The sequence below is a fragment of the Blastococcus atacamensis genome (genome assembly GCF_002938425.1).
In the GTDB taxonomy this organism is placed as follows: Bacteria; Actinomycetota; Actinomycetes; order Mycobacteriales; family Geodermatophilaceae; genus Blastococcus; species Blastococcus atacamensis.
This window is the reverse complement of sequence record NZ_POQU01000008.1, coordinates 56,305-79,657: the sequence shown is the minus strand read 5'-3', so window position 1 is coordinate 79,657 and position 23,353 is coordinate 56,305. Positions and strand designations below refer to the sequence as shown.

Here is a 23,353-nt window from a genome sequence, read left to right as displayed (position 1 = left end):
TCTCGGAGATGGTTTTAAGAGACAGGCGTCTGCCGAGCCGGCCCGTGGGCACGTCCTGCCCGCCGTCGCGGTGCTCACCACGGTCGCCGTCCTGGGGTGGGTGCTCACCGGTAACTCACCGGCGGCCGATCCCGCCGTCGCTCCGGGCGGGACCGGCACGGTCGTGGTGGAGCTGGGCGACACCTGGATCCGCCCGGCCGCCATCTCCGTCCCCCCGGGCGAGCGGCTGGTGCTGGACGTGCGCAACGTCGGGTCCATGCGGCACGACCTGCGGCTGACCGACGGTCGCGCCGTGCCGATGCTCTCGCCCGGTGCCTCGGCGGTGCTCGAGGTCGGCGCCGTGACCGAGGACCTGACCGCCTGGTGCACCGTGCCCGGGCACCGGCAGGCCGGGATGCAGCTCAGGATCACCCCGGGCGACGGCGAGGCCACCGCGGTCGCCGACGGCACCGGGCACGCCGCGGGACGCGGAACGGGTCACGGTGCCGCGGTCGGTGCCGCGCCCGGGCCGGAGTGGCAGCCCTATGACCCCACGCTCCAGCCGGCCCCCGGCGGCACCGTGCACGAGGTGGAGCTGCCGGTCGTGGAGCGGGATCTGAAGGTGGCCCCCGGGGTGCGCCAGCGGATGTGGACCTTCGGCGGCACGGTCCCCGGCCCGGTCCTGCGCGGCCGGGTGGGCGACGTCTTCCACGTCCGGCTGCTCAACCAGGGTTCGCTGCCGCACTCGGTCGACTTCCACGCCAGCCAGGTCGCGCCCGACCGGGCGATGCGTTCGATCGAGCCGGGGGAGGAGCTCGTCTACTCGTTCCGGGCCGACCGGGCCGGGGCGTGGCTCTACCACTGCGGAACGGCGCCGGTGCTGCAGCACGTCGGCATGGGGATGTACGGCGCGGTGGTGATCGACCCGCCCGACCTGGCGCCGGTGGACCGGGAGCTGGTGTTCGTGCAGTCGGAGGTGTACCTCGGTGAGGACGGCGGGCTGCCCGGGTTGGCGGCGATGACCGACGCCGACTACGACGTCGTGGCCTTCAACGGGTACGCGGGACAGTACGAGCACGCCCCGATCACGGTCAGCGCCGGCGAGCGGGTCCGGGCCTGGGTGGTGTCCGCCGGGCCGAGCACCGGCACGGCCTTCCACGTCGTCGGCGCGCAGTTCGACACCGTGTACCGCGAGGGCGCCTACCTGCTCCGACCCACCGACGGGGCCGCCGGGGGCGCGCAGGTACTGGACCTGGCTCCCGCGCAGGGCGGCTTCGTGGAGTTCACCCTGGTCCAGCCGGGCAGCTACCCGTTCGTGTCCCACCGGCTGGCCGACGCCGTCCGCGGCGCCAGTGGTCTGCTCGTGGCGGGGTGACGCCGGTGCTCGACATCGGGCTGGCCGACCTGCGGCTGTTCCTGCACCTCGCCGCGGCCGTCATCTGGGTGGGCGGCCAGCTGGTGCTCGCCGGCCTCGTCCCGGCGCTGCGCCGCGTCGCACCGGAGGCGGCCCCGGCCGCGGCCCAGCGCTTCGCCGCCATCGCGTGGCCGGCGTTCGCCGTCCTCGTGGTCACCGGCGTGTGGAACATCGCGGCGGTCGGCCCGGCGGGCGGCGCGTACCGGGCGACGCTGATCGCCAAGCTGGTGGCGGTGCTCGTCTCCGGGGCCGCCGCGTGGGCCCACCAGCGGGCCGGCGACCGGTGGGCCCTGGCCCTGACAGGCGCGCTCACCGGCGCCGCGGCGCTGGCCGCGCTCTTCCTCGGGGTGCTCCTGCACGGTTGAGCCGTGCCGAACGACCCTGCCGGCACCCGTACGGAACGGGACCTTCGGCCCCCGATCGATGACGTCCGGCACCGGGACCGGGACCCCCGCCTTCCGTAGAAACAAGACGAAGGAGCAGCACCCCTCGCTCCGGGGCCGGAACGGCACCCGGAGCACGACGAGAAGGACACACGGCCATGACCTCGGCCTCGACGATCCGACCGGACGGCGCCACGACGGCCCCAGTACCCGCTTCCTCGGCCGCGCCACCCGCGGCGGTCCCGCGCCAGGCGTGGGTGATGCTGGTGGTGGCCACGGTCGGGTTCACGGTGAACTTCTGGGCCTGGGCCCTGGTCAGCCCGCTGGGGGCGTTCTTCACCGACGAGCTGGGGCTCAGTGCGCTGCAGAAGTCGCTGCTGGTCGCGGTCCCGGTGCTCGTGGGGTCGCTGGGCCGGATCCCGGTGGGCGCGCTCACCGACCGCTTCGGCGCCCGGGTCATGTTCCCGACGGTCAGCGCGCTGACGATCCTGCCGGTGCTGTTCATCGGCTACGTGGGCAACGACTCCTACCCGATGATGCTGCTGGGCGGTTTCGTCCTGGGGCTGGGCGGGACGACGTTCGCGATCGGTGTGCCGCTGGTCAACGCGTGGTTCCCGCCGGCCAAGCGCGGAATGGCCCTGGGCATCTTCGGCGCCGGCATGGGTGGCACGGCCATCTCGGCATTCACCACGGTGGGCCTGCGTCGGTCGTTCGGTTTGGAGTTCCCCTTCACGCTGGTGGCGGTACTGCTGGCGGTCTACGCGGTCGCCGCGTGGCTGGTGCTGCGGGACGCCCCGGGGCGGCCGATGGCCGGTGGCGGGGTGCTGCGCCGCACGTGGGAGACCCTCCGGCTGCCGGTGACGCTGCAGCTGTCCTTCCTCTACGCGGTCGGCTTCGGTGGTTTCGTGGCCTTCAGCGTCTACTTGCCCACCTACCTCAAGGACGCGTTCGGCCTCGACGCCGGGGACGCCGCGCTGCGCACCGCTGGGTTCGTGGTGCTGGCGGTGGTGATGCGCCCGGTCGGCGGGATCCTGTCCGACCGGCTGCACCCGGTGCGGGTGCTGGTGGCCTGCTTCGCGGTGGTCGCCGTCTTCGCGGCGGTGTCGGCGCTGGAGCGGCCCCTGGAGTGGATCGGGACCGTGGCGTTCCTCACCATGGCGGCGGCCCTCGGAGCGGCGTCGGGAGCGGTGTTCGCGCTCGTGGCGATCGCCGCGCCGGCCGGCAAGGTCGGTGGCGTGACCGGCATCGTCGGGGCCGCCGGTGGTCTGGGCGGGTTCGTGCCGCCGCTGGTGATGGGCCTCATCTACGGCTGGCAGGGCAACTACCGGCCCGGCCTGTGGTTGCTGGCCGTCACAGCCCTGGTCGCCGCCGCCTACACCGCTGCGGCCATGCGGAGCGTGGGCCGCTCCGATGCCACCAACGCCTGAGACCGGACCGGGGGGACGAGCGATGTGCGACCACTGCGGATGCCGGGACCTCACACCGGTCCGCCGGCTGATGGACGAGCACGATCGGCTGCGGGAGCTCAGCGACGTGGTCCGGCGGGCCCTGGCGGCAGATGACCTGCCACGCGCGCAGACCGGGTTCCGCATGCTGCTGGAGGTGCTCGGCCCGCACGTGGCCAAGGAGGAGAAGGCGCTGTTCCCTAGGCTGGCGGAGGTGGCCGAGCTGGCCGACCACGTCGCGGTGCTGGAGGGAGAGCACGCCGACCTGTTCGACGCGGTCGACCGGCTGGACGACCTGGCGGGGGGGAGCGGGTTCGCCGAGCAGTGGGCAGACGGTGTGCAGCGCGCCCTCCACGAGCTGGACGAGCACATGTTCAAGGAGGACTTCGGGCTCTTCCCCGCCGCGCTGGCCACGCTGGACGGTGCCGACTGGGATGCCATCGATGCGTGGGAGGGTGCCGCGCGAGTGATGCCCACGTGAGCCGGAACCCGTCGGCGCCTGGGGTGAGCACCCTGTCGCCAACCGCTCCCACCGACGCCTCGGCCGCGGATGCCGACGACGCCGCAGCCCATGACCCCGACGTCGTCGACCAGGACGTCGGCCCGGCTGTCCGCGGCCGCCACGAGTGCGGCCGGGGTGTCCGGCGCGGCGACGTCCCCCGGGATCGCCACCAGCGCGAGGTCGCCGTGCTCGGCGACCAGCTCGTCGATCCGGTCCCGCGCGATGTCGGAGGCGATGACACGCGCCCCCTCGCGGGCCAGCCGCACGCGGTGGAGCGGCCGATCCCGGTCCGGCGCCAGTGACGATGGCGGTCCGTCCCGCGAAGCGGCCGGGCGTGTACTCGGACATGTGCTCTCCCTGTCGGTGGCGTCCCACGCCAGGGCCGGGCGGGTTCCGAGAACAGGCGACCGCACGGCCGGCGGCACCGGGGCAGCGCCGGACGGCCTGGGCTGGACGGGCCGGAGGCCGCGCGGCGCTCGGCCTGGATGGCGTTGAGCGCCAGGTCGTCCTCGGCGCCGGTCGTGCGCACGTGAGTGGCTCGCAGAGCGGGTGACAACCGGGACCTTCGGCCCACGCTGGGGAGCCTTCTGGCTACGGCGCGCAACGCGCGGGTCACGGAAGGTGGAGACGGCGCGGCCGCCCCGGCCGCCGTCCGCATCCTGAATCCGACCCTGGAGCCCGCACCCATGCTGTCCGAGCAGTCCGCCGCCGTCGTCCGCGCCACGGCAGGCGTGGTGGCCGAGCACGCCGGGGCCATCACCGCCGTCTTCTATCCGCGGATGCTTGCCCAGCACCCCGAGCTGCGCAATGTCTTCAACGCCGGCAACCAGACCAACGGGGAGCAGAGCCGCGCGCTGGCCGCGTCCATCGTGGCCTATGCCGTCCAGCTGATCGACCCCGAGGCGCCGTCCTTCACTCCGGTCCTGGAGCGCATCGCGCACAAGCACGTGTCCCTGGGCATCCGGCCGGAGCAGTACACGATCGTCGGGCACCACCTGATCGCCGCGGTCGCCGAAGTGCTCGGCGACGCGGTGACGCCCGAGGTCGCCGTCGCGTGGGACGAGGTCTACTGGCTCTTCGCCGTCTCCCTCATCGCCGAGGAGGCGCGGCTCTACGAGCGGGGCGGAATCGACCCGGCCCATCCATTCATCCCCTGGCGGGTGGCCGAGCGCGTACAGGAGACCGCCGACGTCGTCTCCCTGCTGCTCGAACCGGCCGACGGGCGCCCGGTGACCGCGTTCCTGCCCGGCCAGTACGTCACCGTCGCCGTCGACCTGCCGGACGGCCGGCGGCAGCCGCGCCAGTACACGGTCTCCGGGACGACCGATGCCGGTCTGCGGATCACTGTGCGCCGGGTCGCCGCCAAGGGGGACCGGCCCGCGGGTGTGGTCTCCACCCACCTGCACGACGTCGTGCAGGTGGGTGACGTCCTCGACGTCAGCGCCCCCGCCGGTGACCTCACGGTCCCGGCGGGCGACGGGCCGCTGATGTTGATCAGCGCGGGGATCGGCATCACGCCCATCGTGGCCGTGCTGCAGCACGTCTCCTCCGCGACACCGCACCGCCCGGTGGTCCTGGCTCACGCCGACCGCGCGCCGGAGACCCACGCGCTGCGCACCGAGGTCGCCCACCTCGCAGGCGCACTCTCCGACGCGACCGCGTACACGTGGTACGAGGCCGCCGCCGAAGGTGCGGGCGCGGTGCGCGCCGGGCGGATGGACCTCACGCAGATCCACCTGCCGTCTGGCGTACAGGTCCTCATGTGTGGCCCGCTGCCCTTCATGCGGGACGCCCGCGCGACCCTGGTGCGCCGTGGCGTGCCCGCGACGGACATCCGCTACGAGGTCTTCGGTCCTGACCTCTGGGCTCAGACCCCGCCGGTGGCATGAGCGGCGCGATCACCTTCCCCGCAGCGGCAGGACGCCAGCGACCGCGGAGGCCGGGTGACCGTTGCGTGGACGTTGGGAATACGGGCTTGTGCGACCGCAGGCGGGCCGATGGGATCAGCGGGCCGGGCCCCACAACGACAGGAGAGCCGCATGACCGCCACCACTGAGCAAGCCTCGACGGCCGCGGGCCCGTTGGACGACGGCGAGCTGCAGGCGATCGACGCGTGGTGGCGGGCGGCGAACTACCTGTCGGTGGGACAGATCTACTTGATGGGCAACCCGCTGCTGCGCGAGCCGCTGCGGCCGGAGCACGTCAAGCCACGACTGCTGGGGCACTGGGGGACGACGCCGGGCCTGAACTTCGTCTACGCCCACCTGAACCGGGCGATCCGTGCCCGGGACCTGGACGCGATGTACGTGATGGGCCCCGGGCACGGGGGACCGGGGCCGGTCGCGGCGGCCTGGCTGGAGGGCACCTACAGCGAGGTCTACCCCGAGGTGTCGCAGGACGAGGCCGGGCTGCGGCGGCTGTTCACGCAGTTCTCGTTCCCGGGTGGGATCCCCAGCCACGTGGCGCCGGAGACGCCGGGGTCGATCCACGAGGGCGGGGAGCTGGGGTACGCGCTGTCGCATGCCTACGGCGCGGCCTTCGACAACCCCGATCTGGTGATGGCGGCGGTGGTGGGGGACGGCGAGGCGGAGACGGGACCGCTGGCGGCCAGCTGGCACTCGACCAAGTTCGTCGACCCGGCGCGCGACGGTGCTGTGCTGCCGATCCTGCACCTCAACGGCTACAAGATCGCCAACCCGACGGTGCTGGCCCGGATCACGCCCGAGGAGCTCGCCGACCTGATGCGCGGCTACGGGCACACCCCGTACGTCGTGGAGGGGTCGGACCCGACGGAGATGCACCAGGCATTCGCCGCCACGTTGGACCGCTGCCTGGACGAGATCGCCGTCATCCAGCGCCGCGCCCGCGAGGAGGATGTCACCGAGCGCCCGCGCTGGCCGATGATCGTGCTGCGCTCGCCGAAGGGCTGGACCGGTCCGGCCGAGGTCGACGGCCTGCCGGTCGAGGGGACGTGGCGGTCCCACCAGGTGCCGTTCAGCAACGCCCGCGACGACGAGGGGCACCGGCGGGTGCTGGAGGAGTGGCTGCGCAGCTACCGCCCGGAGGAGCTGTTCGACACCGACGGTGCGCCGGTGCCCACCGTGCGGGACCTGCACCCGGTGGGGGACCGGCGGATGAGCGCGAACCCGCACGCCAACGGCGGCGCGCTGCTGCGGCCGCTGCGCATGCCGGACTTCCGGGACTACGCCGTCGACGTGCCGGCGCCGGGCACCGGCGCGGTGGAGTCGACCCGGGTGCTGGGGACGTTTCTGCGCGACGTGATGCGGCAGAACATGACCAACTTCCGCGTGTTCGCCCCGGACGAGAACAACTCCAACCGGCTCGGCGCGGTTCTGGAGGTGACCGACCGCGCGTGGATGGCCGAGCGGCTCCCCGGCGACGACCACCTGGCCCCGGACGGCCGGGTCATGGAGATCCTCTCCGAGCACACCTGCCAGGGCTGGCTGGAGGGGTACCTGCTGACCGGCCGGCACGGGTTCTTCTCCTGCTACGAGGCGTTCATCCACCTCGTCGACTCGATGTTCAACCAGCACGCCAAGTGGCTGAAGACCACCAACGGCATCCCGTGGCGGCGCCCGATCGCCTCGCTGAACTACCTGCTGACCTCGCACGTGTGGCGCCAGGACCACAACGGGTTCTCCCACCAGGACCCGGGCTTCATCGACCACGTGGTGAACAAGAAGGCCGACGTCATCCGCGTCTACCTGCCACCGGACGCGAACACCCTGCTGTCGGTGGCCGACCACTGTCTGCGCAGCCGGCAGTACGTCAACGTCATCGTCGCCGGGAAGCAGCCCGCCCTGCAGTACCTGGACGCCGACGCAGCCGTCGTGCACGCCACGAAGGGCATCGGCATCTGGGACTGGGCCAGTACCGACGCCGGCGGCGAGCCTGACGTCGTCATGGCCTGCGCCGGCGACGTCCCCACCATGGAGACCCTCGCGGCGGTGGAGATCCTCCGCGGCTGGTTCCCTGACCTGCGGATCCGGGTGGTCAACGTGGTGGACCTGATGCGGCTGCAGGACGAGAGCGAGCACCCGCACGGGCTGTCCGCCGCCGCCTTCGACTCGCTGTTCACCGTCGACAAGCCGGTGATCTTCGCTTACCACGGCTATCCGTGGTTGATCCACCGGCTGACCTACCGGCGGACCAACCACGAGAACGTGCACGTGCGCGGCTACGTCGAGGAGGGGACGACGACCACGCCGTTCGACATCTGCGTGATGAACCGGATCGACCGGTTCAACCTGGCGATCGCGGCCATCGACCGGATACCGCGGCTCCGCGACGCCGCCGCACACGCCCGTGAGGCGATGCTCGGCAAGCTGATCGAGCACCGCGCCTACGTGCGCGCCCACGGGATCGATCCGCCGGAGATCCGGGACTGGCAGTGGTCCCCGGTCCCCGGACCGGCCACCCAGCCGCCCGGACCGCTGGTCGAGCCGGAGTCGGCGTGAGGCTGCTCGTCGTCAACGCCGGCTCCAGCAGCCTCAAGCTCAGCGTGCTGGGCGACGACGGGGACGTCGAGGCGGCCACGACCGTCGATCGGTGGGAGGGCGCCGGTCACCTGGCACCCCTGGAGGAGTTTCTTGGCCGGTGCGGGCCGGTCGACGCCGTCGGGCACCGCGTGGTGCACGGCGGCCCCCGGCACTCCGCGCCGGTGGTGGTCGACGACCTGCTGGTCGTCTACCTCGACTCCATCAGTCACCTCGCGCCGCTGCACCAGCCGCGGGCCCTCGGGGGGATCCGGGCGGTGCGGGACGTCCTCGGCGACGACGTCCCGGCCGTCGCGTGCTTCGACACGGCCTTCCACGCCACCCTCCCGCCGGCCGCCGCCACCTACGCGGTGCCGCGCGAGTGGAACGAGCGATGGGGGCTGCGCCGCTACGGCTTCCACGGGCTCTCGCACGCCTACGCCGCCCGCCGCGGCGCGGAACTGGTCGGTGGGGGTCCGGAGGAGATGCGGACGGTGACCTGCCACCTCGGCGCCGGCGCCTCCCTGGCCGCGGTCCGGAACGGGCGGTCGGTGGACACCACCATGGGGTTCACCCCGCTGGCTGGGCTGGTGATGAACACCCGGCCGGGCACGCTGGATCCGGGCCTACTCCTCTGGCTCATCCAGCACGGCGACGTGCCCCCGGCAGAGCTCAAGGACGTACTCGAGCACCACGCCGGCCTCAAAGGACTGTCCGACACCTCCGGCGACCTCCGAGACGTGCTCGCCGGCCGCGAGGCCGGCGACCCGGCCTGCGCCCTGGCCTTCGACGTCTACCTCCACCGCCTCGTGCGAGAGGCAGCAGCGATGACCGCGGCCACCGCCGGCCTCGACCTGCTCGTGCTCACCGGCGGGGTGGGGGAGCGCTCCTGGCAGGTCCGCGAGGCACTGGGCGACGGCCTGGCGCATCTCGGCGTGGCCCTCGACCCGGCGGCCAACCGGGCTGCCATCGGCGACGCCGAGATCAGCGCGCCCGGCGCGGCGGCGCGGACCGTCGTGGTGACGGCGCGGGAGGACCTGGAGATCCACCGCCAAGTCCTCGCCCTCCTGTCGGGGACGCGCTGACGCCAGGGCCCTGCTCGGTCAGCGGAACTCGGCGCCGGTGATGGTGGCCCGGAAGAACTCGCCCTCGGCCTGCCGCTCGGTGCCCCACCACCAGCCGGCGCTCAGCTGGGAGCCGATGGTCACGCCGGAGAAGGTCCGCTCGGCCTGGATGTCCACGCCGAAGGGGTACCGGCCGAACGGCGCACCGTTCGGGTTGCCCCAGCGCTGCATGACCACTCCGGCGAGCCCGCCGTCGGCGCCGATCGCGAACTCGGCACGCTCGTCCCGGTCACCGATTCGCCAGGTGGCCACGGTGTGGTCGGCGTCGGCGCCCGAGGTCCACGTCGCGCCGCGGAAGGTGGTGGGTGCCAGCGCCATCTCGCCGGCCAGGCGTCCGGCGGCGCTGCGCGTGACGTCGGTGCCGGTCGCGGTCATGACCGGGACGAGACCACCAAGTCGCCAGTTCATCTGGCCCGATCCGGAGCTGTAGCGGTCGAAGCCGGTGACCGGCAGGCCGAAGAGACGGGCGGTGGCGGCCCAGATGAACCCGTGGGGCGGGGCGAGGACCTGGGTGGCGGTGAAGGGGCGCCAGGACCCGAGGCGGATCTCGCCGCGCATGGTGAGGAGCACCGACGGCCACAACGGCGTGCCGGGGGCGATGGCGTGCGTGAGCCAGCGGCGGGCGGCCTCGGGCAGTCCGGCGACCATGCTGTCGTCGAACGGCGCCAGTTGCTTGCTGCTGCCGGAGCCGGCCAGCTGTTCCCACTCGCGGCGCATGCTGCGCGCGGCCCGCGGGATCTGGGGAGCGCTCACCCGTGGCTCCTCGCGCCGACCGCTTCGCGGCTCCGTTTCACCGCGGTGACCGACACGGCCACCCCCACGAACACGGCTACGTCTACCGCCAGCCCGGCCCACGCGATCGACGCCGACGGCACCAGCACCACGGTCGACACGAGGGCGGCGAGCAGTCCGACCGGACGCCACGCCGGGCGCCCGGTGGCCAGGAGTGCCGCGGTGACCAGGTACAGGAGCAGGGCGATGAGCCACGCACCTCCGACGACCATCGCCGCCGTCGAGCCGGCCTCGGGCCGGACGTCGCCGTAGTGCAGCTCACCGGGCTGGCCCCATTTCCAGAGCAACGACGTCCCCATGAGGTGGACGAGCCCGTGAATCACCAGGACCACGGCGGCCAGCGTTCGTGGCATCTGTCTGCTACGGCTGGGCCGCGCGTACGCGATTGTCATCTCGGGCCTTCCAGGAATGCCGACGGGGGTGGGGGAAACTCAGCGACGACGGACGAGCCGCCCGCGCGGCAGGACCGGTGGGCGTGGACGGTTCCGGAACCGCATGCCTCGGCCCTTGCCAGGTCCTCCGGTTGTGATGCCTGCTGTTCTGCCAGCAGGGGACCAGGGCCCAGTCGCGGAAGTCGCCGACCGGCGCACGCATCGCCGTGGCCATGGCGCGCTCGGCGAACGTGAGCAGCCGCGGCTCGAGCCGCCCGGGCAGGACCCGGTGCCCTCGCGGCCCGAGGAGGTCGCGCAGGGTGGCGGCGTCGTAGGGCTCGGCGTCTGGGAACGGCGGAGACCCGATCGGGCCGCTGGAGAACAGCCACAGCGGTCGACTCCGCAGCGTGGCCGCGTGCGCGGCCGCGAACTCGCGTGCCGCCGGCAACCAGCAACCGCCGTACACAGCGCTGCCGAGGACGACCGCGTGATAGCCCGCGGGTTCTGGCCGGCTCTCGACGGGGATCACCGAGCTCACCACTTCCTCACCGGGGCCTACAGGCTCGCCGGTGAGGCCGCGAGCGAGCGCAGAGGCGATCTCGCGGGTCGAACCGTGCCGGCTGGCCACCGCCACCAGCACGCGGTATGGCCTCACGAGCCACTGCCCACGGGGACGACCGCGACCGGGCACCCGGCCCGGTGCAGCAGCGCAGAGGTGGTGGAGCCCAGCCGGGCGAGGACACGCCGGTGCCGGTGACCCACCACGAGCAGCTGCGCGGTCAGCGCGGCGGACACGAGGGCGGGGGCGGCGCGGTCCCGGACGACGACCTCGCGGACCACGAGGCCGGGCTCCTTCTCGCGCCAGCCGGTCAGGGCCTCGCTCAGGACCCGCACCTCGTCGGACAGCACGCCGGCCCAGTCCACCAACGGTCCCAGGGACCGGAAGGCGGTCTCCAGCGTGACGTCCTGCCAGGCGTGCACGGCGACGAGGTCGGTGCCGCGCGCGAGGGCCTCGCCGACGGCGAAGGCCAGGACCTCCTCGTCCTCGGGCCGCCCCTCGATACCCGCGACAACCGACGACCGGTCACGGACGACGACGGTGTCGTCCGGCACCACGAGCACCGGGCAGACGCCGGCGGCCACGAGGGCACCGGCCGTCGAGCCGAGGCGCAGGCCTGCGACACCGCCTGCCCCCCGGGTGCCGACTACGACGAGCGGCGCCTGCGCGGCGGCCGCACGAAGGACGTCGACCGGGTGGCCCTCGGCCACCTGCCAGGACACCCGGTCCGCCCCCAGGACGACGGCGGCCTCGGCCGCGAGGTCACGCAGCAGGGCCTCGGCTCCGCCACGAAGCGCGCCGCCGAGGTCCACATCGCCCCCCTCGGTGCCCGGGAGCACGTGATCCCGCCAGGTGGCGGCGGTTAGGAGGCGGAGTGGCAGCCCGCGGCGCTGCGCCTCGTCGGTGCCGACGGCAACGGCGCGGGAAGAGGCGCCGGAACCGTCGACGCCGACGAGGACTGCTCGTAGGCCCCCCCTCGGCGTGGTCATCGTCTACGCCTCAGGAGCCGGTGGCGGCGGCAGGAGCGGACACGGCGCCAGGAGAGGGCACACGGACGCCGACGACCCCGCCGACCGTGCGGGCCAGCGCGCTCAACGCGCGCTCCTCCGCCGCCCGGGAGCCCTCGGGGGCGCCGCGGGTGCGTCGGATGGTTGCCAGCCCCTCGGTGACCTCCACATCCCAGGCGCCGAGGTCACCGGTGTACCCCTCGACCAGGCTCAGCAGGTCGTGCCGGATCTGGGCGTCGGGCCGCACGAGCGCCCGCAAGAGGTCTCGCCGACTGACGATCCCGACGAGTCGGCCGGCGTCCACCACGGGCATGCTGCGCAGCCGCTGGTCGACGAACAGACGGGCGACATCGGCGATGTCGTCCGCCGGGCCCACGGACTGCACCTGCTCGGTCATCGCGCCGCGGACCAGCAGGGGCAGGGCCCGATCCGGCTCGGGCGTCCTCCGAAGATGGAGCCGCGGGTCTTGCGGCAGGCGGTCGCGCAGTACGTCGGCCTCGGCGACGATGCCCATGACCTGCTCGTCGTCGTCGACGACCGGCAGCGCGGCGAAGCCGTGCTCGGCCATCACCTCTGCCGCGTACTTCACCGACGTGTCCGGGCCCACGGTGACCACGTCGCTCGTCATGACGTCTCGAACTCGCACGAGTGCCTCCTCCGGCTGTCGTCGCTCCGCACGGTAGGCAGCGCCGCAGCGGCGGCCCAAGGGTCGGCGGACCAGGGGCGACAGGGACCTCCGTCCCGTCGCCGCCCGTCCCCTGCGTCAGGCGCTGCCCCCGGTCGGCGCCGACACGACCATCCAAGACCGCCTCGGGCCCATCGGCCGGAGCGGCGCGACCATCGACCCTGACTCTCGGAGCCCGGCGGCACGAAGGTCTCCCCATGACAGCTGACACCTCAGCTCCTGCATGGGTCCCGCTGCGCCCCACCGCGGCCGACCTGGCCCGCGAGGTACGCGACGTGGTGGCCGATCTGCCGCGCCTCGCCATGGCTCCACTGCTGCGCCCCTGGCACACCCGCTGGGGAGCCACGTCCGCCGAGGTGGCCGCGCCCATGTCCGGCGACGACCTGCTGCCCCTCGTGCAGTAGCGCTGCACCCGGGCGATCACCTTCGCGGCGCCGCCGGAGGAGGTGTGGCCGTGGCTGGTACAGGTCGGCTGCCTGCGGGCGGGCCCGTACAGCGACGACCTGCTCGACCACCTCGGCCACCCCAGCGCCCGCCGCGTGGTTTCCCGAGCTGCAGGACGCGCGGGTCGGCCAGTGGCTGCCCATGGCGCCGCATCCGTCGGCGTCCACGGCGTTCGAGGTGGTGGCACTGGAGGAGCCGCGGGAGATGCTGTGGCGGACGCCGACCAGCACGTGGGCGTGGCGCCTCCGACCGCTGCCGGACGGCGGCACCCGGCTGGTCACCCGACTGCGGACCGCCTACGAGGGTCCACTGTCCGACCGGCTGCTCGCAGTCGTGCTCATGGAGCTCGGCGACTTCCCGATGATGCGCCGGATGCTGCGCGGGATCCGGGAGCGCGCCCAGGCCGAGCACCGTCGGCTACACCCGCCGCCGGTGGACGCCCACCGGCTGGCTCTGATCCGGGGCGTGCGCACGGCGGCCTGGGCCTCCATCGAGGCATGCGTCGGCTACCTGCTGTGGTCCGGCCTGACCGGACGCAGCGACCGGCGCGCCGCCGTCGCGGCCACCGTGGTGGCGGGAGAGTGCCTGGTCTTCGCCGCCGACGGCTTCCGCTGCCCGTTCACCGGGCTCGCGGAGGCCGCCGGCGCGACGAGCGGATCGGTGACCGACATCTACCTGCCGCGGTGGTTCGCCGCGAACCTGCCGGCGATCCACCTGCCGCTGCTCGTCGCCATCGCAGTGCTGCACCGGCGGGCACGGGTGCGCCGGAGGCGACCCGTCGCTCGGCGCGCTCCTTGATGCCGCGCAGCATCCGGCGCGTCATGACGAGGGTGACCGGCTCCATCACCCGCGTGGCGACGCGCACCCCGCGCTGCTGCGGCCGCTGAGTGCAGGAGCGGGAGATCAGCCGGCACCGGCCGGGACCGTCCGGGACGACGTGGAAGGACCATACGGAGTTCCACGGGTGCCCGGGCGGGGCCTGCCGCAGCACCAGAGCCCGGCCGGGCAGGACCTGCGCGACGGGGAACGAGTAGCCGTCGGGCATGGGCCCGAAGCCCTGCGGCACGACGACGATCCGGTCGCCGGGCGCCAGGTGCTGCCACTGCTCGCGGATCTCGTCGGTGGAGTGGATGTCCAGGCCGATGAGGTTCTCCAGCCAGTCGTAGCTGTACATCCCGCCGCGGCCCTTGCCGATCTGCACCAGCCACGGCCAGACCGCCTCGCCCGGCGCGTCGACGGTGACCGCGAGGGTGGTCAGCTCCGCCGGGCCGGGGACCAGCTCGTCTCCGGGCAGCGTGGCGGCCGCCTCCGCGGAGGTGGCCGCCACGCTGCGGGTGGCGTGCGCCAGTTGCGAGGGCAGGGCCACGGTCCCAGCCGCGATTGCGAGTGCCCGGATCATCGGTCGGCCCTTTTCGGGGAGACGTCGAGCTCGAGCTGGGTCGGTGACCGGATCGCCGCCCGCGACGATGCCGATGGGTCGGCGGTGGCCACGCCCCGGACGAAGGCCACCGGTGGCCGTTGGGAAGGAAGGAGCCGCTCAGACGTGTGCGTGGACACCGGGCTCCTCGGAGGTCGACGCCGTCGCCGGGAGGGCGCGGAGCAGGCGCGACAGCAGCCACGAGCCCGAGACACCCAGGACGCCGAAGCCGGCGATCGGGCCGATGACCTCCGGCGCGGTGAAGGCGATACCGGCGCCGGCCTGCAGCGTGGTGCTCAGTGCGATGGTCGGCAGCAGCAGGACGATCGTCACGAGCAGCGGCGCGGCGAGCAGGTAGCCCAGCGGCTGGCGCCGCCGCACGAGCAGTCCCGCCAGCGCCGCCGTCGGGGTGACGACGGCGAGGTCGATCGAGAACGTGACCGGGGTCGTGTAGACGTCCAGCAGCTGAGGGGCGGTACCGGAGAGGAGCGCGGTGACGAGCGGCTGCAGCCACACCACGGCTGTCACGGCAGCCGAGGCGAGCAGCAGCCGGGACAGAGCTCGGTGGGGGACCGCCGGGTCCGCGGCGACCGCGGCGAGGACCCGGCTATCAGCGGCGGCCAGGGCGGCGATGAAGGCAAAGGCGCTCGCCGAGAGAAGAGCCACGTAGGCCAGGTAGAGCGGGTTGTAGGCCACGCCGAGCGCGTAGGTCGCGTAGACGTACAGGAGGTACCCGAGTGCGCCGGCGAGCAGGACCGTTCCGCGCGGGGAACCCCGCAGGTGCTGCCGCCACGCACCCAACACCAGGGGGACGCCCAGCCCCAGGACGACCGCGTCGACGGCACGGTTGCCCGCCGCGGCGAACACGGTGTCGTAGCGGTAGAGGCCGCTCCCGGCGAGGTCGGCGGTGCCACCGCGCGGCAGCGCCACGGTGCGCGGCTCCCCGTTCGGTCGCCACACCAGACCCGTCGCGGCGACCGCCGCGGCCACCACGGCCACCAGCCCCGGCAGTCGGCGTAGTGCGCTCCTCATGGCTGTCCTCCCCGGTCCCGGCGCTCACGGCCGGCGTCCCGAGAACGCTGGGAGCCGGGTCCGCTCCGCGGCGGCGGCTGGAGGATCCGGCCGCGGGGGCCGAAGGTCCCCCTTGGCAGGGACGTCGGCCCGCGTCCTCCGGCTCCGTCGAACCGCAGGGTGGGAACGAGGTCCGGCGACCGCCCGGGCAGGAAGCCGAGGGACGACGGTGACGATGCAGCAGAGGACCCCCGAGCCGGCCGCACACGCGGGTACTGGACGCAGGGCGACGGAGGAGGAGCCGGCGCGCTGGGTCGTGGGGGTGGACGGGTCCCCTGGCGCCCGGGCGGCCTTGGTCTGGGCGCTGGCCGCGGCGGCGGAGGCAGGGGTGACGCTGGAACTGGTGAGCTCCTACCCGGTGGACTCCTACTGGGCCGACCCCTATCTCCTCGACACACGCCGGCTGGACGAGGTCCGTGCGGACACGGCGCGCCTGGTCGCAGATGCGCTGGCTGAGGCACGCGAGGACCCGGCGGTCGCCGCCGTTCCGGGGATCCCCGAGGTGGCCACCGAGGTCGTCGTGAGAGGCGGAGCCGCGGCGGAACACCTCGTCGCCGCGGCGAAGGGTGCGCAGCGGCTCGTGGTGGGCAGTCGGGGGCGGAGCGGCGTGCGCAGCACCCTGCTCGGCTCGGTCGCCCTCCACTGCGTCGCGCACGCACCGTGCCCCGTCGTCGTCGTGCACCCGGGCGCGGTTCAGCTCCCGCCCCGCGTCGTCGTGGGCGTCGATGACTCGGCCATGTCGCGAGCGGCGCTCCGGCGGGCGGCCGACGAGGCGGAGCGGCTGAGCGCGGACCTCGAGGTCGTGTCCGCCGTCCCGCTGGAGGTGGCGTGGAGCGACGTCTATCACGTGATCACGCCGCCGACCGAAGAGACCCGGGCCCGGGCGCGCGAGACAGCTGAGGCACTCGTCGCCGAAGTGCTGGGCGTAGGTACGCCGGTCCTGGTGCGCGTGGAGGACGGTGCACCGGCCGAGGCACTCCCGCGGGTGGCGGCTGGCGCCGCACTCCTCGTGATCGGCAGCCACAGCCACAGCCGCATCGCCGGCATGCTTCTCGGCTCAGTCGCGCTGCACTGCGTGGTGCACGCGCCGTGCCCGGTCATGGTGGTGCACCCGGAAGCCGCCCGTCCGGCGGAGCAGCCTACGGAGCAGTCGACCGCTGCGGTCGTTCACTGACGGACGCATGCGCGCGTGGGTGGTCGGCACGCCTGCGCGAACCCGGCCCGGGCAGGTCCGCGTCGAGGTGATTTGGCGCGGGGTCTGCCGGACCGACCTGCACCTCGCCGCGGGCGACCTCGCCCGGCGCCGGTCGCACGTGACTCGCCGATCACGAGGTGGTGGCCGGGTCGCCGCTACGGCCTCGGGGCGGCCCGGATCCGGCTGGGGGAGCAGCCTCCGGAGGCTGTGGCCGGTTCGGGGCCCCTTCTTGGGCCGGGCAGCCATGAGAGCGGCCGACTGCTCCGCCGGCATACCCGCGGTGACAGGGTGCCCTCCGTCTGGCGAGCGGCCGACGGTCCCGACGACGGGGGACCGTCGCGCCCTCTGCCACCTGCCCGGGCTCCGACGGTCACACCCAGGACGTGCCTCCGCGGCCATCGGAGACGGGCCGCTCTGGCCGTCCTCGTCCCCGCGAACCCGAAACTGCCGGCCACCCGAGCCGTCCCGGGACCAACGGTGCAGCGGTCCCGGACGGGCGCGTGCTGTTCTCGACGACTTCGCCGCGAGGGCGGCGCGGGACGGGCGGCGTCGACGCCGTGCGGCCGATACGGAGCAGCGTCTGGGGGTGGGCATTCCAGGTCAGCGCCGACCTCAGTTGGGTGCGTGTCAGGGGCACCTCGATGGCCTGGGTCAGCGGGCTGGCCATCCATCCGTGCCGGGTCAGCTCGAGCAGCAGGCGCTCCAGGGCCTGCCGGCCCCGACCCAGGCCGCCTGGTCATCGCGTGGGGTGGCGAGTAGGACCAGTGTCTGGGCGCTGGTCGAGTGTGCCTCGGCGGGTAGCGCGCCGGCCCCCGTGCTGTCGAAGTCGCGCAGGGGGACGTCATCGTGCTGGCGGCCGTCGACGTGCGGGACCACGGCGGGCGGGACGCCGTCTCCTGTCGACGGTGGCTTGGTGGTCCACGAGCGCAGCTCGGCCCGGTAAGCGGGGTCGGCGTTCTGGCTCCCATCGGCCTGCTGCGTCAGCCGGGCGACGAGCTGCCGATGCCGCTCGTGCACCACCGGGATCAGTTCGGCGCCCTCGCAGGCCACACCTCGGGCGAGGTGGCGCATCAGGTCGTCGGGCATCTCGTCCTCGACGAACGCCCGTCGGTTGGTGTGCCGCTCGGCCACCGCCGGCGCGAGGGCGGCGAGCTCCGGGTCCGGTCGCCCCTCGACGGGGCGGAGGATCGCCAGGAGGTCGGGGTCCTCGGGGTCGGGAACAGGCTCTGCCGCAGCGGCCCAGCCCGCTGCCGCCAGTGCCACGCGGGCGTTGAACAGTGCGGCGCCGACGCTCTCGGCGAGGGCGCGCCCGACCGGGTCCAGGGTCAGCAGCTGCCGCGTGCGGTCGGCGTGCAGCTCGAGCCGGTCGGCGTGCAGCACCAGCCGCCAGGGCTGTGTGTCGTGCACGGAGGGGGCGAGTCGCGCGGCGTCGGCGGCGTCCTCGAGAGCCTCGGGAAGGGACCGGCGCGAGGTGCACCCGGAGGTCGTGGCCGGGGCGTCGCAGGGGGTGGGTTGCATGGCTGCTCCTCGTTCGGGGTGCTCTCCCCAGGTTCGGCCGCCCGCCGCCCCAGGCACGGGGGGCCGCGTCACTCCGCCCGGTGACGAACGTCCCGGGTGGTCCCAGCCGGGCGCCAGAGGTCCCGGCCCACCGAGGCCGCGGGTCCCGTCGCGATGCGCCGCTCGGCCGTACCGGGAGGCCGGGAGGGCCACGAAGCTCGAGGGCACTGCCGGTCCCCGGGACGACGAGCGCCCCGCGATCTCGATCGGCCAGGAGAGGAGGACGGCGTGACCGAGAACCGGACGCCGTATCCCGTGCGGGTCGACGCGTCGTTGGACGGCTCGCTCTCGCGCGGGCTGTGGCTGGTCAAGTGGTTGCTGTTGATTCCGCACTATGTCGTGCTGGGCTTCCTGTGGCTGGGCTTCGCCGTCGTCGGGGTCATCGCGTTCTTCGCGATCCTGCTGACCGGCCGCTTTCCCTGGATGCTGTTCGACTACAACGTCGGGGTGCTGCGCTGGACGTGGCGCGTCCACTACTACGGCTACGGGGCGCTGGGCACCGACCGGTATCCGCCCTTTACCCTCGCCGACGTACCGGACTACCCGGCGCATCTGGACGTCCCGTATCCGGAGCGGCTCTCCCGGGGCCTGGTGCTGGTGAAGTGGTGGCTGCTCGCCCTGCCGCACTACCTGGTGCTCGCCGTGTTCGTCGGCGGTGGCATCTGGCTCGGCACCGGCACGGACGGCATCTGGGACGACGGCTGGGGCTTCGGCGGCCTGGTGGCCCTGCTCGTGTTCGTCGCGGGGGCGGTGCTGCTCTTCTCCGGCCGGTACCCGCTCCCGATCTACGACTTCGTCCTGGGCATGGACCGCTGGGCGCTGCGCGTCGCCGCCTATGCCGGCCTCATGACCGACGCCTATCCGCCCTTCCGGATGGACATGGGCGGACCCGACCCAGGGTCGGTGCAGGCCGGCCCGAACCCATCCGCTCCTTCGGGCGGGAGCGCGTACAGCCCGGCGACTCCGCAGCCCAGCGTGCCCGGACCGGTCCCCTCGGCGCCGAACCAGTGGTCTGCGGGCCGGATCGTCACCCTCGTCATCGGTGCGGTGTTGGCGGCCGCGGCCACCGGCTTCTTCGGTGCCGGCGGCACGCTGCTCTGGGCCGACCAGACCCAGCGCGACGACGGCTGGCTGGTCTCGCCGGACGCCGAGCTGGCCAGCGACCAGTACGCGGTGGCGACCGCCGGGATCGTGCTCGAGGGCGACGGCCTGGACTGGGTGGTCGACGACCTGCTCGGCACCGCCCGCATCGAGGTCACCCCGGCCGATTCCGAGCACCAGCTCTTCGTCGGCCTGGGGCGCACCGACGAGGTGGCCCGCTACCTCGACGGCGTCGGGCGCAGCGAACTGGACGGCGTCGTGATCCGCGAGGACGGCGACCCGGACGTCCTGCGCGGCCTGACCGACATCGCGGGCGACGCGCCGGCCGTTCCCCCGACAGGGGCGGACGTGTGGGTCGCCTCAGCCACCGGCAACGGCACCCAGGTGCTGGACTGGCGGCCCACCGAGGGCGACTGGACCGTTGTCGTGATGCGCGCCGACAGCACCGCTGGCATCTCCGCGGAGGTGCGGGCGGGCGCGACCCTTCCCGGGCTGACCTGGTTCTCGTGGACGCTGCTCGGTGTCGGCGCGGTCATCGCCCTGGCCGGTGGGCTGCTGGTCGCACTGGCGGTGCGCGGTGGCCGACCCGTCCCGCCGTCCGGCGGGCAGGCGACTGATCGCCTCCCGCCATACCCGCCGGGCCCCGCAGCGGGGGAGCCGGTCGGCGGCACGCCCGGTGCTGAGCCGGCGGTGCTGAGCGGGAACCGGACCGGAGGGCCCTGACCTGGTCGGTACAGCCGCATGGGGTGGCCCCTGCTCACGGGCAGGGGCCACCTGTCGTGGTCCGGCCCGAGGGCAGGACGTCCGGCAGCCGGCGATGCCGCGACTGGCGCCGCGGCGCGTCCGCTCAACCGGACAGCGTGACGGCAGGGACCTCGGGCCCGGTGGCAGGGGCCAGCCGGCCCGGGCCGAGGCAGGCCCGCCCAGCAGACGATGACGGGGTGGCCAACCTCATGTGCACGCTTCCGCGGCGCGGCGTCTGGCGGCCCTCGTGGCCGGACGGCGGGGACAGGCGGCGTCCCGGCGGCCGGAACCGGCTGCACCCGCCCGCCCCCGCCGCCGTCTGGGGGTGGGTGGCCGCGGTCCTGCGCGCCGTCGGCACGGTCGGGGGAGAGCTGCTGGCCGCCTGGGTGGCGACGCTGAACCTGCAGACCGGAGGCCTGCTATGACGATGGACCCGGCGGCGCCGGCGACGGTCGTGGCCGCGCCCGGCCACGTCACCGTGCCGACCGGTCTGACCGCCGCCGAGGTCGCCGAGCGCGTGGCCGTCGGCGCGGTCAACGCCACGGCGGCACGGACCAGTCGCACGCTGGGGGAGATCCTGCGGGCAAACGTGTTCACCTTCTTCAACGCCCTGCTCGCTGCCCTCTGGGTGGTGGCTGTGCTGACGGGCCGCTGGCAGAACGCCCTCTTCGGTGGCGTCATCGTGGCCAACGCGGCGATCGGCATCGTCCAGGAGCTGCGGGCCAAGCGGACGCTCGACCGCCTCGCCGTCCTCAGTGCCCCACGGGCCCGGCCGATCCGCGATGGGCGCGAGGGAGAGGTGGCGGTCGAGGACGTCGTCCTCGACGACCTGCTGGTCGTGCAGGCCGGCGACCAGATCCCGGTCGACGGCCCGCTGCGCGCAGGCGCGGGCCTGTCCGTCGACGAGTCCTTGCTCACCGGCGAGGCCGAGGCCGTCGCCAAGTCGCCCGGCGACGAACTGCTGTCCGGCTCGGTCGTCCTCGCCGGCAGCGGTCGCATGCAGGCCACGGGAGTGGGAGAGCAGGCTTACGCCGTGCGGCTGGCCGCCGAGGCCCGGGCCTTCACCCGCACCCGGTCGGAGCTGCAGGAGGGGACGAACCGGATCCTGCGGTGGATCGCGATCGGTCTGCTCGTGGTGGGCCCGGCCGTGCTCTGGAGCCAGTTCCGGGCTGAGGACAACGAGGACTGGCGGGACACGGTCACCGGCACCGTCGGCGCGATGGTCGGCATGGTCCCCGAGGGCCTGGTCCTGCTCACCACCCTGGCGTTCCTCGTGGCGACGGTCGGACTCGCCCGGCGTCAGGTCCTGGTGCAGGAGCTGCCCGCCGTGGAGGGACTCGCCCGCGTCGACGTGGTCTGCCTGGACAAGACCGGCACCCTCACTCATGGCGACGTCGCCTTCGATCACCTGGTGCCCCTCGCCGGCGACCCGGCCCCCGCCGCGGCGCTGACGCTGCTCGCCGTAGCCGACGGCGGCAACGCCACAGCGCGGGCCCTGGCCGCCGCGTTCCCCGCAGTGGGCGTCGAGCAGGCGGCCTGCGCCGTGCCGTTCTCCTCCGCCCGCAAGTGGTCGGCGGTGCGTACCGCTGACGGGGTCACCTGGGTCCTCGGCGCGCCGGAGATGGTGCTGCCCGCTCCGGACGGCGCCGCCGAACGAGACGCGCGGGCCAGCGCCGACAGGCTGGCCGCGCAGGGCCGGCGTGTGCTCCTGCTGGCCCGGTCGGCCCGGCCGTGGACCGGTGACGCCGCCGAGCCCCGGCTGCCGGCCGGGCTGACACCGGTGACCCTCGTGGTGCTGGCCGAGCGCATCCGCGAGGACGCTGCCGAGGTCCTGCGCTACTTCACCGACCAGGGCGTCGCACTCAAGGTCATCTCGGGCGACAACCCGCGCACTGTCGGCGCGGTCGCCGCCGCCGTGGGTGTGCCCGGAGTGACCGGCGCCGGGGACGCCGTCGACGCCCGGACCCTGCCGGAGGACCCCGACGAGCTCGGCGCCGCCCTGGAGTCCGCGAGCGTCTTCGGCCGCGTGACCCCGCACCAGAAGCGGGCCATGGTGCGGGCGCTGCGGGCCCGCGGCCACGTGGTCGCGATGACCGGAGACGGCGTCAACGACGCGCTCGCGCTGAAGGACGCCGACGTCGGCGTCGCGATGGGCAACGGAGCGCCGGCGACGCGGGCGGTGGCGCAACTGGTCCTGCTAGACGGCCGCTTCGCGCATCTGCCGCACGCGGTCGCCGAGGGGCGGCGGGTGATCGCGAACGTCGAGCGGGCGGCCAACCTCTTCCTGGTCAAGAACGTCTACAGCTTGGTGTTGGCCCTGGCCACAGTGGTCACACTGGCGGCCTATCCGCTGGAGCCGGTGCAGCTGACGCTCATCTCGACGCTGACCATCGGGGTGCCCGGCTTCTTCCTGGCGCTGGCACCGAACCGCAGGCGCTACGTGCCGGGGTTCGTCGGGCGGGTGCTCCGGTTCTCGGTGCCCGTGGGCGTCGTCACCGCCGCGGCGGCGTACGCCGGGTACGCGATCACCCGCTGGCTCGACCCGGGCGCCGGTGTCGGAGGGGCCCGAACGACGGCGACCGTGGTCGTCGTGGCCGTCGCCCTGTGGACCCTCGCCGTCCTGGCGCGGCCGCTGACCGCTGGCAAGGCGGTTCTGCTGGGCGCCATGGCCGGTCTAGCAATGCTGGCGCTCTCGCTACCGACATTCCGGGAGGACGTCCTCCTGCTCCGGCCGACCGCGCCGGGGCTGCTGCTGGCCGCGGGCCTCGGCGCCGCCGGCGCTCTCCTCGTGGAGATGGTCGCCCGGATCGGCGCCAGGCGCCCGGCGGGCGAGCAGCACAGGGCTTCGGTCCTGAGAACCATGGACCTCCGGCCCCGGCCGGGACCCGGCCGCGCTCGTAGCGTCGACCCTGATACCGCGACCCAGGAAAGGCCTTGACCGAGCTTCGTACCGCCTCGACGGCCCACCGCCGCACCGGCGTGACCCGCCGGGCCTCGGCTGGTCGACGTCGGCTGGTCGCCGCGATCCGGGTGGCCGACGGTGCCGTGAACCGTGTGCCCTCAGCGT

General features: G+C 73.9%; 21 protein-coding genes. 13 read left to right on the top strand and 8 right to left on the bottom strand.

Annotation, left to right across the window (positions count from 1 at the left end; all coding sequences use genetic code 11):
• The 8 genes from C5508_RS04010 to C5508_RS03975 all read left to right on the top strand — a co-directional run.
• The coding region (locus tag C5508_RS04010; RefSeq protein ID WP_157943985.1) for a multicopper oxidase domain-containing protein at positions 1-1,354 on the top strand (1,354 nt) is incomplete at its 5' end.
• Between the two features lie 5 nt (positions 1,355-1,359).
• Positions 1,360-1,758, top strand: coding sequence for a hypothetical protein (locus C5508_RS04005; protein ID WP_104523668.1), 399 nt, complete (start codon positions 1,360-1,362; stop codon positions 1,756-1,758).
• A gap of 176 nt (positions 1,759-1,934) precedes the next feature.
• Entirely contained in the window at positions 1,935-3,203 is a 1,269-nt protein-coding gene (locus C5508_RS04000) for an MFS transporter (protein WP_104523656.1), read from the top strand.
• Positions 3,187-3,702 carry a hemerythrin domain-containing protein gene (locus C5508_RS03995; RefSeq protein ID WP_104523655.1) on the top strand — a complete coding sequence of 172 codons (516 nt, stop codon included), beginning with the start codon at positions 3,187-3,189 and terminating at the stop codon, positions 3,700-3,702. Before C5508_RS04000 ends, C5508_RS03995 begins: the two co-directional genes overlap by 17 nt.
• 23 nt (positions 3,703-3,725) lie before the next feature.
• On the top strand, positions 3,726-4,025 hold the full coding sequence (locus C5508_RS03990) for a hypothetical protein (protein ID WP_104523654.1): 300 nt from the start codon (positions 3,726-3,728) through the stop codon (positions 4,023-4,025).
• 384 nt (positions 4,026-4,409) lie between these two features.
• On the top strand, positions 4,410-5,612 hold the full coding sequence (locus C5508_RS03985) for a globin domain-containing protein (RefSeq protein ID WP_104523653.1): 1,203 nt from the start codon (positions 4,410-4,412) through the stop codon (positions 5,610-5,612).
• Between the two features lie 150 nt (positions 5,613-5,762).
• A complete protein-coding gene (locus C5508_RS03980; protein WP_104523652.1) occupies positions 5,763-8,201 on the top strand; it encodes a phosphoketolase family protein in 2,439 nt (812 codons plus the stop codon).
• Positions 8,198-9,304: an acetate/propionate family kinase gene (locus C5508_RS03975; protein WP_104523667.1), complete on the top strand. Its 1,107-nt coding sequence runs from the start codon at positions 8,198-8,200 to the stop codon at positions 9,302-9,304. The genes C5508_RS03980 and C5508_RS03975 overlap by 4 nt, the downstream gene beginning before the upstream one ends.
• A gap of 18 nt (positions 9,305-9,322) precedes the next feature.
• Here C5508_RS03975 and C5508_RS03970 read toward each other — a convergent pair whose 3' ends face one another.
• Genes C5508_RS03970 through C5508_RS03950 form a run of 5 tightly spaced genes read right to left on the bottom strand, consistent with a single transcriptional unit; the run spans position 9,323 to position 12,700 of the window.
• Complete coding sequence (locus C5508_RS03970; protein ID WP_198597850.1) at positions 9,323-10,096, bottom strand: DUF6544 family protein; 774 nt, start codon at positions 10,094-10,096, stop codon at positions 9,323-9,325.
• Entirely contained in the window at positions 10,093-10,488 is a 396-nt protein-coding gene (locus C5508_RS03965) for a hypothetical protein (protein ID WP_104523651.1), read from the bottom strand. Before C5508_RS03965 ends, C5508_RS03970 begins: the two co-directional genes overlap by 4 nt.
• Before the next feature lie 7 nt (positions 10,489-10,495).
• The gene (locus C5508_RS03960; protein WP_157943983.1) at positions 10,496-11,140 is read right to left on the bottom strand and encodes a flavodoxin domain-containing protein; all 645 of its coding nucleotides are present in this window, start codon (positions 11,138-11,140) and stop codon (positions 10,496-10,498) included.
• 17 nt (positions 11,141-11,157) lie between these two features.
• Positions 11,158-12,054 carry a universal stress protein gene (locus C5508_RS03955; RefSeq protein WP_104523649.1) on the bottom strand — a complete coding sequence of 299 codons (897 nt, stop codon included), beginning with the start codon at positions 12,052-12,054 and terminating at the stop codon, positions 11,158-11,160.
• A 10-nt stretch (positions 12,055-12,064) separates the two neighbouring features.
• Positions 12,065-12,700, bottom strand: a complete 636-nt coding sequence (locus C5508_RS03950) for a CBS domain-containing protein (RefSeq protein ID WP_198597849.1) — start codon at positions 12,698-12,700, stop codon at positions 12,065-12,067.
• A 254-nt stretch (positions 12,701-12,954) separates the two neighbouring features.
• On the opposite strand from C5508_RS03950, the gene C5508_RS19810 reads away from it, so the two are divergent.
• Positions 12,955-13,161 (top strand): hypothetical protein, encoded by a 207-nt coding sequence (locus tag C5508_RS19810; RefSeq protein ID WP_198597848.1) that lies wholly within the window; start codon positions 12,955-12,957, stop codon positions 13,159-13,161.
• 659 nt (positions 13,162-13,820) lie between these two features.
• On the opposite strand, the gene C5508_RS03935 is transcribed toward C5508_RS19810, so the two are convergent.
• Positions 13,821-14,600 (bottom strand): SRPBCC family protein, encoded by a 780-nt coding sequence (locus C5508_RS03935; protein ID WP_198597847.1) that lies wholly within the window; start codon positions 14,598-14,600, stop codon positions 13,821-13,823.
• A gap of 138 nt (positions 14,601-14,738) precedes the next feature.
• Entirely contained in the window at positions 14,739-15,650 is a 912-nt protein-coding gene (locus C5508_RS03930) for a hypothetical protein (RefSeq protein WP_157943982.1), read from the bottom strand.
• 301 nt (positions 15,651-15,951) lie between these two features.
• Between C5508_RS03930 and C5508_RS03925 the strand changes: the two genes are divergently transcribed.
• On the top strand, positions 15,952-16,863 hold the full coding sequence (locus C5508_RS03925) for a universal stress protein (RefSeq protein WP_198597846.1): 912 nt from the start codon (positions 15,952-15,954) through the stop codon (positions 16,861-16,863).
• Between the two features lie 702 nt (positions 16,864-17,565).
• Here the strand turns inward: C5508_RS03925 and C5508_RS19435 are convergent.
• Entirely contained in the window at positions 17,566-18,402 is an 837-nt protein-coding gene (locus C5508_RS19435; RefSeq protein WP_157943980.1) for an Acg family FMN-binding oxidoreductase, read from the bottom strand.
• A 267-nt stretch (positions 18,403-18,669) separates the two neighbouring features.
• Between C5508_RS19435 and C5508_RS20180 the strand changes: the two genes are divergently transcribed.
• From C5508_RS20180 to C5508_RS03900, 3 genes are all read left to right on the top strand, one after another.
• The gene (locus C5508_RS20180) at positions 18,670-20,265 is read left to right on the top strand and encodes a DUF4389 domain-containing protein (protein ID WP_232796903.1); all 1,596 of its coding nucleotides are present in this window, start codon (positions 18,670-18,672) and stop codon (positions 20,263-20,265) included.
• A gap of 218 nt (positions 20,266-20,483) precedes the next feature.
• Entirely contained in the window at positions 20,484-20,711 is a 228-nt protein-coding gene (locus C5508_RS03905) for a hypothetical protein (RefSeq protein ID WP_104523642.1), read from the top strand.
• Positions 20,708-23,224, top strand: a complete 2,517-nt coding sequence (locus C5508_RS03900; protein WP_104523641.1) for an HAD-IC family P-type ATPase — start codon at positions 20,708-20,710, stop codon at positions 23,222-23,224. Before C5508_RS03905 ends, C5508_RS03900 begins: the two co-directional genes overlap by 4 nt.
• Positions 23,225-23,353 lie beyond the last annotated feature (129 nt).

Coding starts and splice junctions, on each gene's coding strand:
- C5508_RS04000 (WP_104523656.1), top strand. CDS start 1,935: ATGACCTCGGCCTCGACGATCCGACCGGACGGCGCCACGACGGCCCCA.
- C5508_RS03995 (WP_104523655.1), top strand. CDS start 3,187: ATGCCACCAACGCCTGAGACCGGACCGGGGGGACGAGCGATGTGCGAC.
- C5508_RS03985 (WP_104523653.1), top strand. CDS start 4,410: ATGCTGTCCGAGCAGTCCGCCGCCGTCGTCCGCGCCACGGCAGGCGTG.
- C5508_RS03980 (WP_104523652.1), top strand. CDS start 5,763: ATGACCGCCACCACTGAGCAAGCCTCGACGGCCGCGGGCCCGTTGGAC.
- C5508_RS03965 (WP_104523651.1), bottom strand. CDS start 10,488: ATGCCACGAACGCTGGCCGCCGTGGTCCTGGTGATTCACGGGCTCGTC.
- C5508_RS03955 (WP_104523649.1), bottom strand. CDS start 12,054: ATGACCACGCCGAGGGGGGGCCTACGAGCAGTCCTCGTCGGCGTCGAC.
- C5508_RS03950 (WP_198597849.1), bottom strand. CDS start 12,700: ATGACGAGCGACGTGGTCACCGTGGGCCCGGACACGTCGGTGAAGTAC.
- C5508_RS19810 (WP_198597848.1), top strand. CDS start 12,955: ATGACAGCTGACACCTCAGCTCCTGCATGGGTCCCGCTGCGCCCCACC.
- C5508_RS03935 (WP_198597847.1), bottom strand. CDS start 14,600: ATGATCCGGGCACTCGCAATCGCGGCTGGGACCGTGGCCCTGCCCTCG.
- C5508_RS03930 (WP_157943982.1), bottom strand. CDS start 15,650: ATGAGGAGCGCACTACGCCGACTGCCGGGGCTGGTGGCCGTGGTGGCC.
- C5508_RS19435 (WP_157943980.1), bottom strand. CDS start 18,402: ATGCAACCCACCCCCTGCGACGCCCCGGCCACGACCTCCGGGTGCACC.
- C5508_RS03900 (WP_104523641.1), top strand. CDS start 20,708: ATGACGATGGACCCGGCGGCGCCGGCGACGGTCGTGGCCGCGCCCGGC.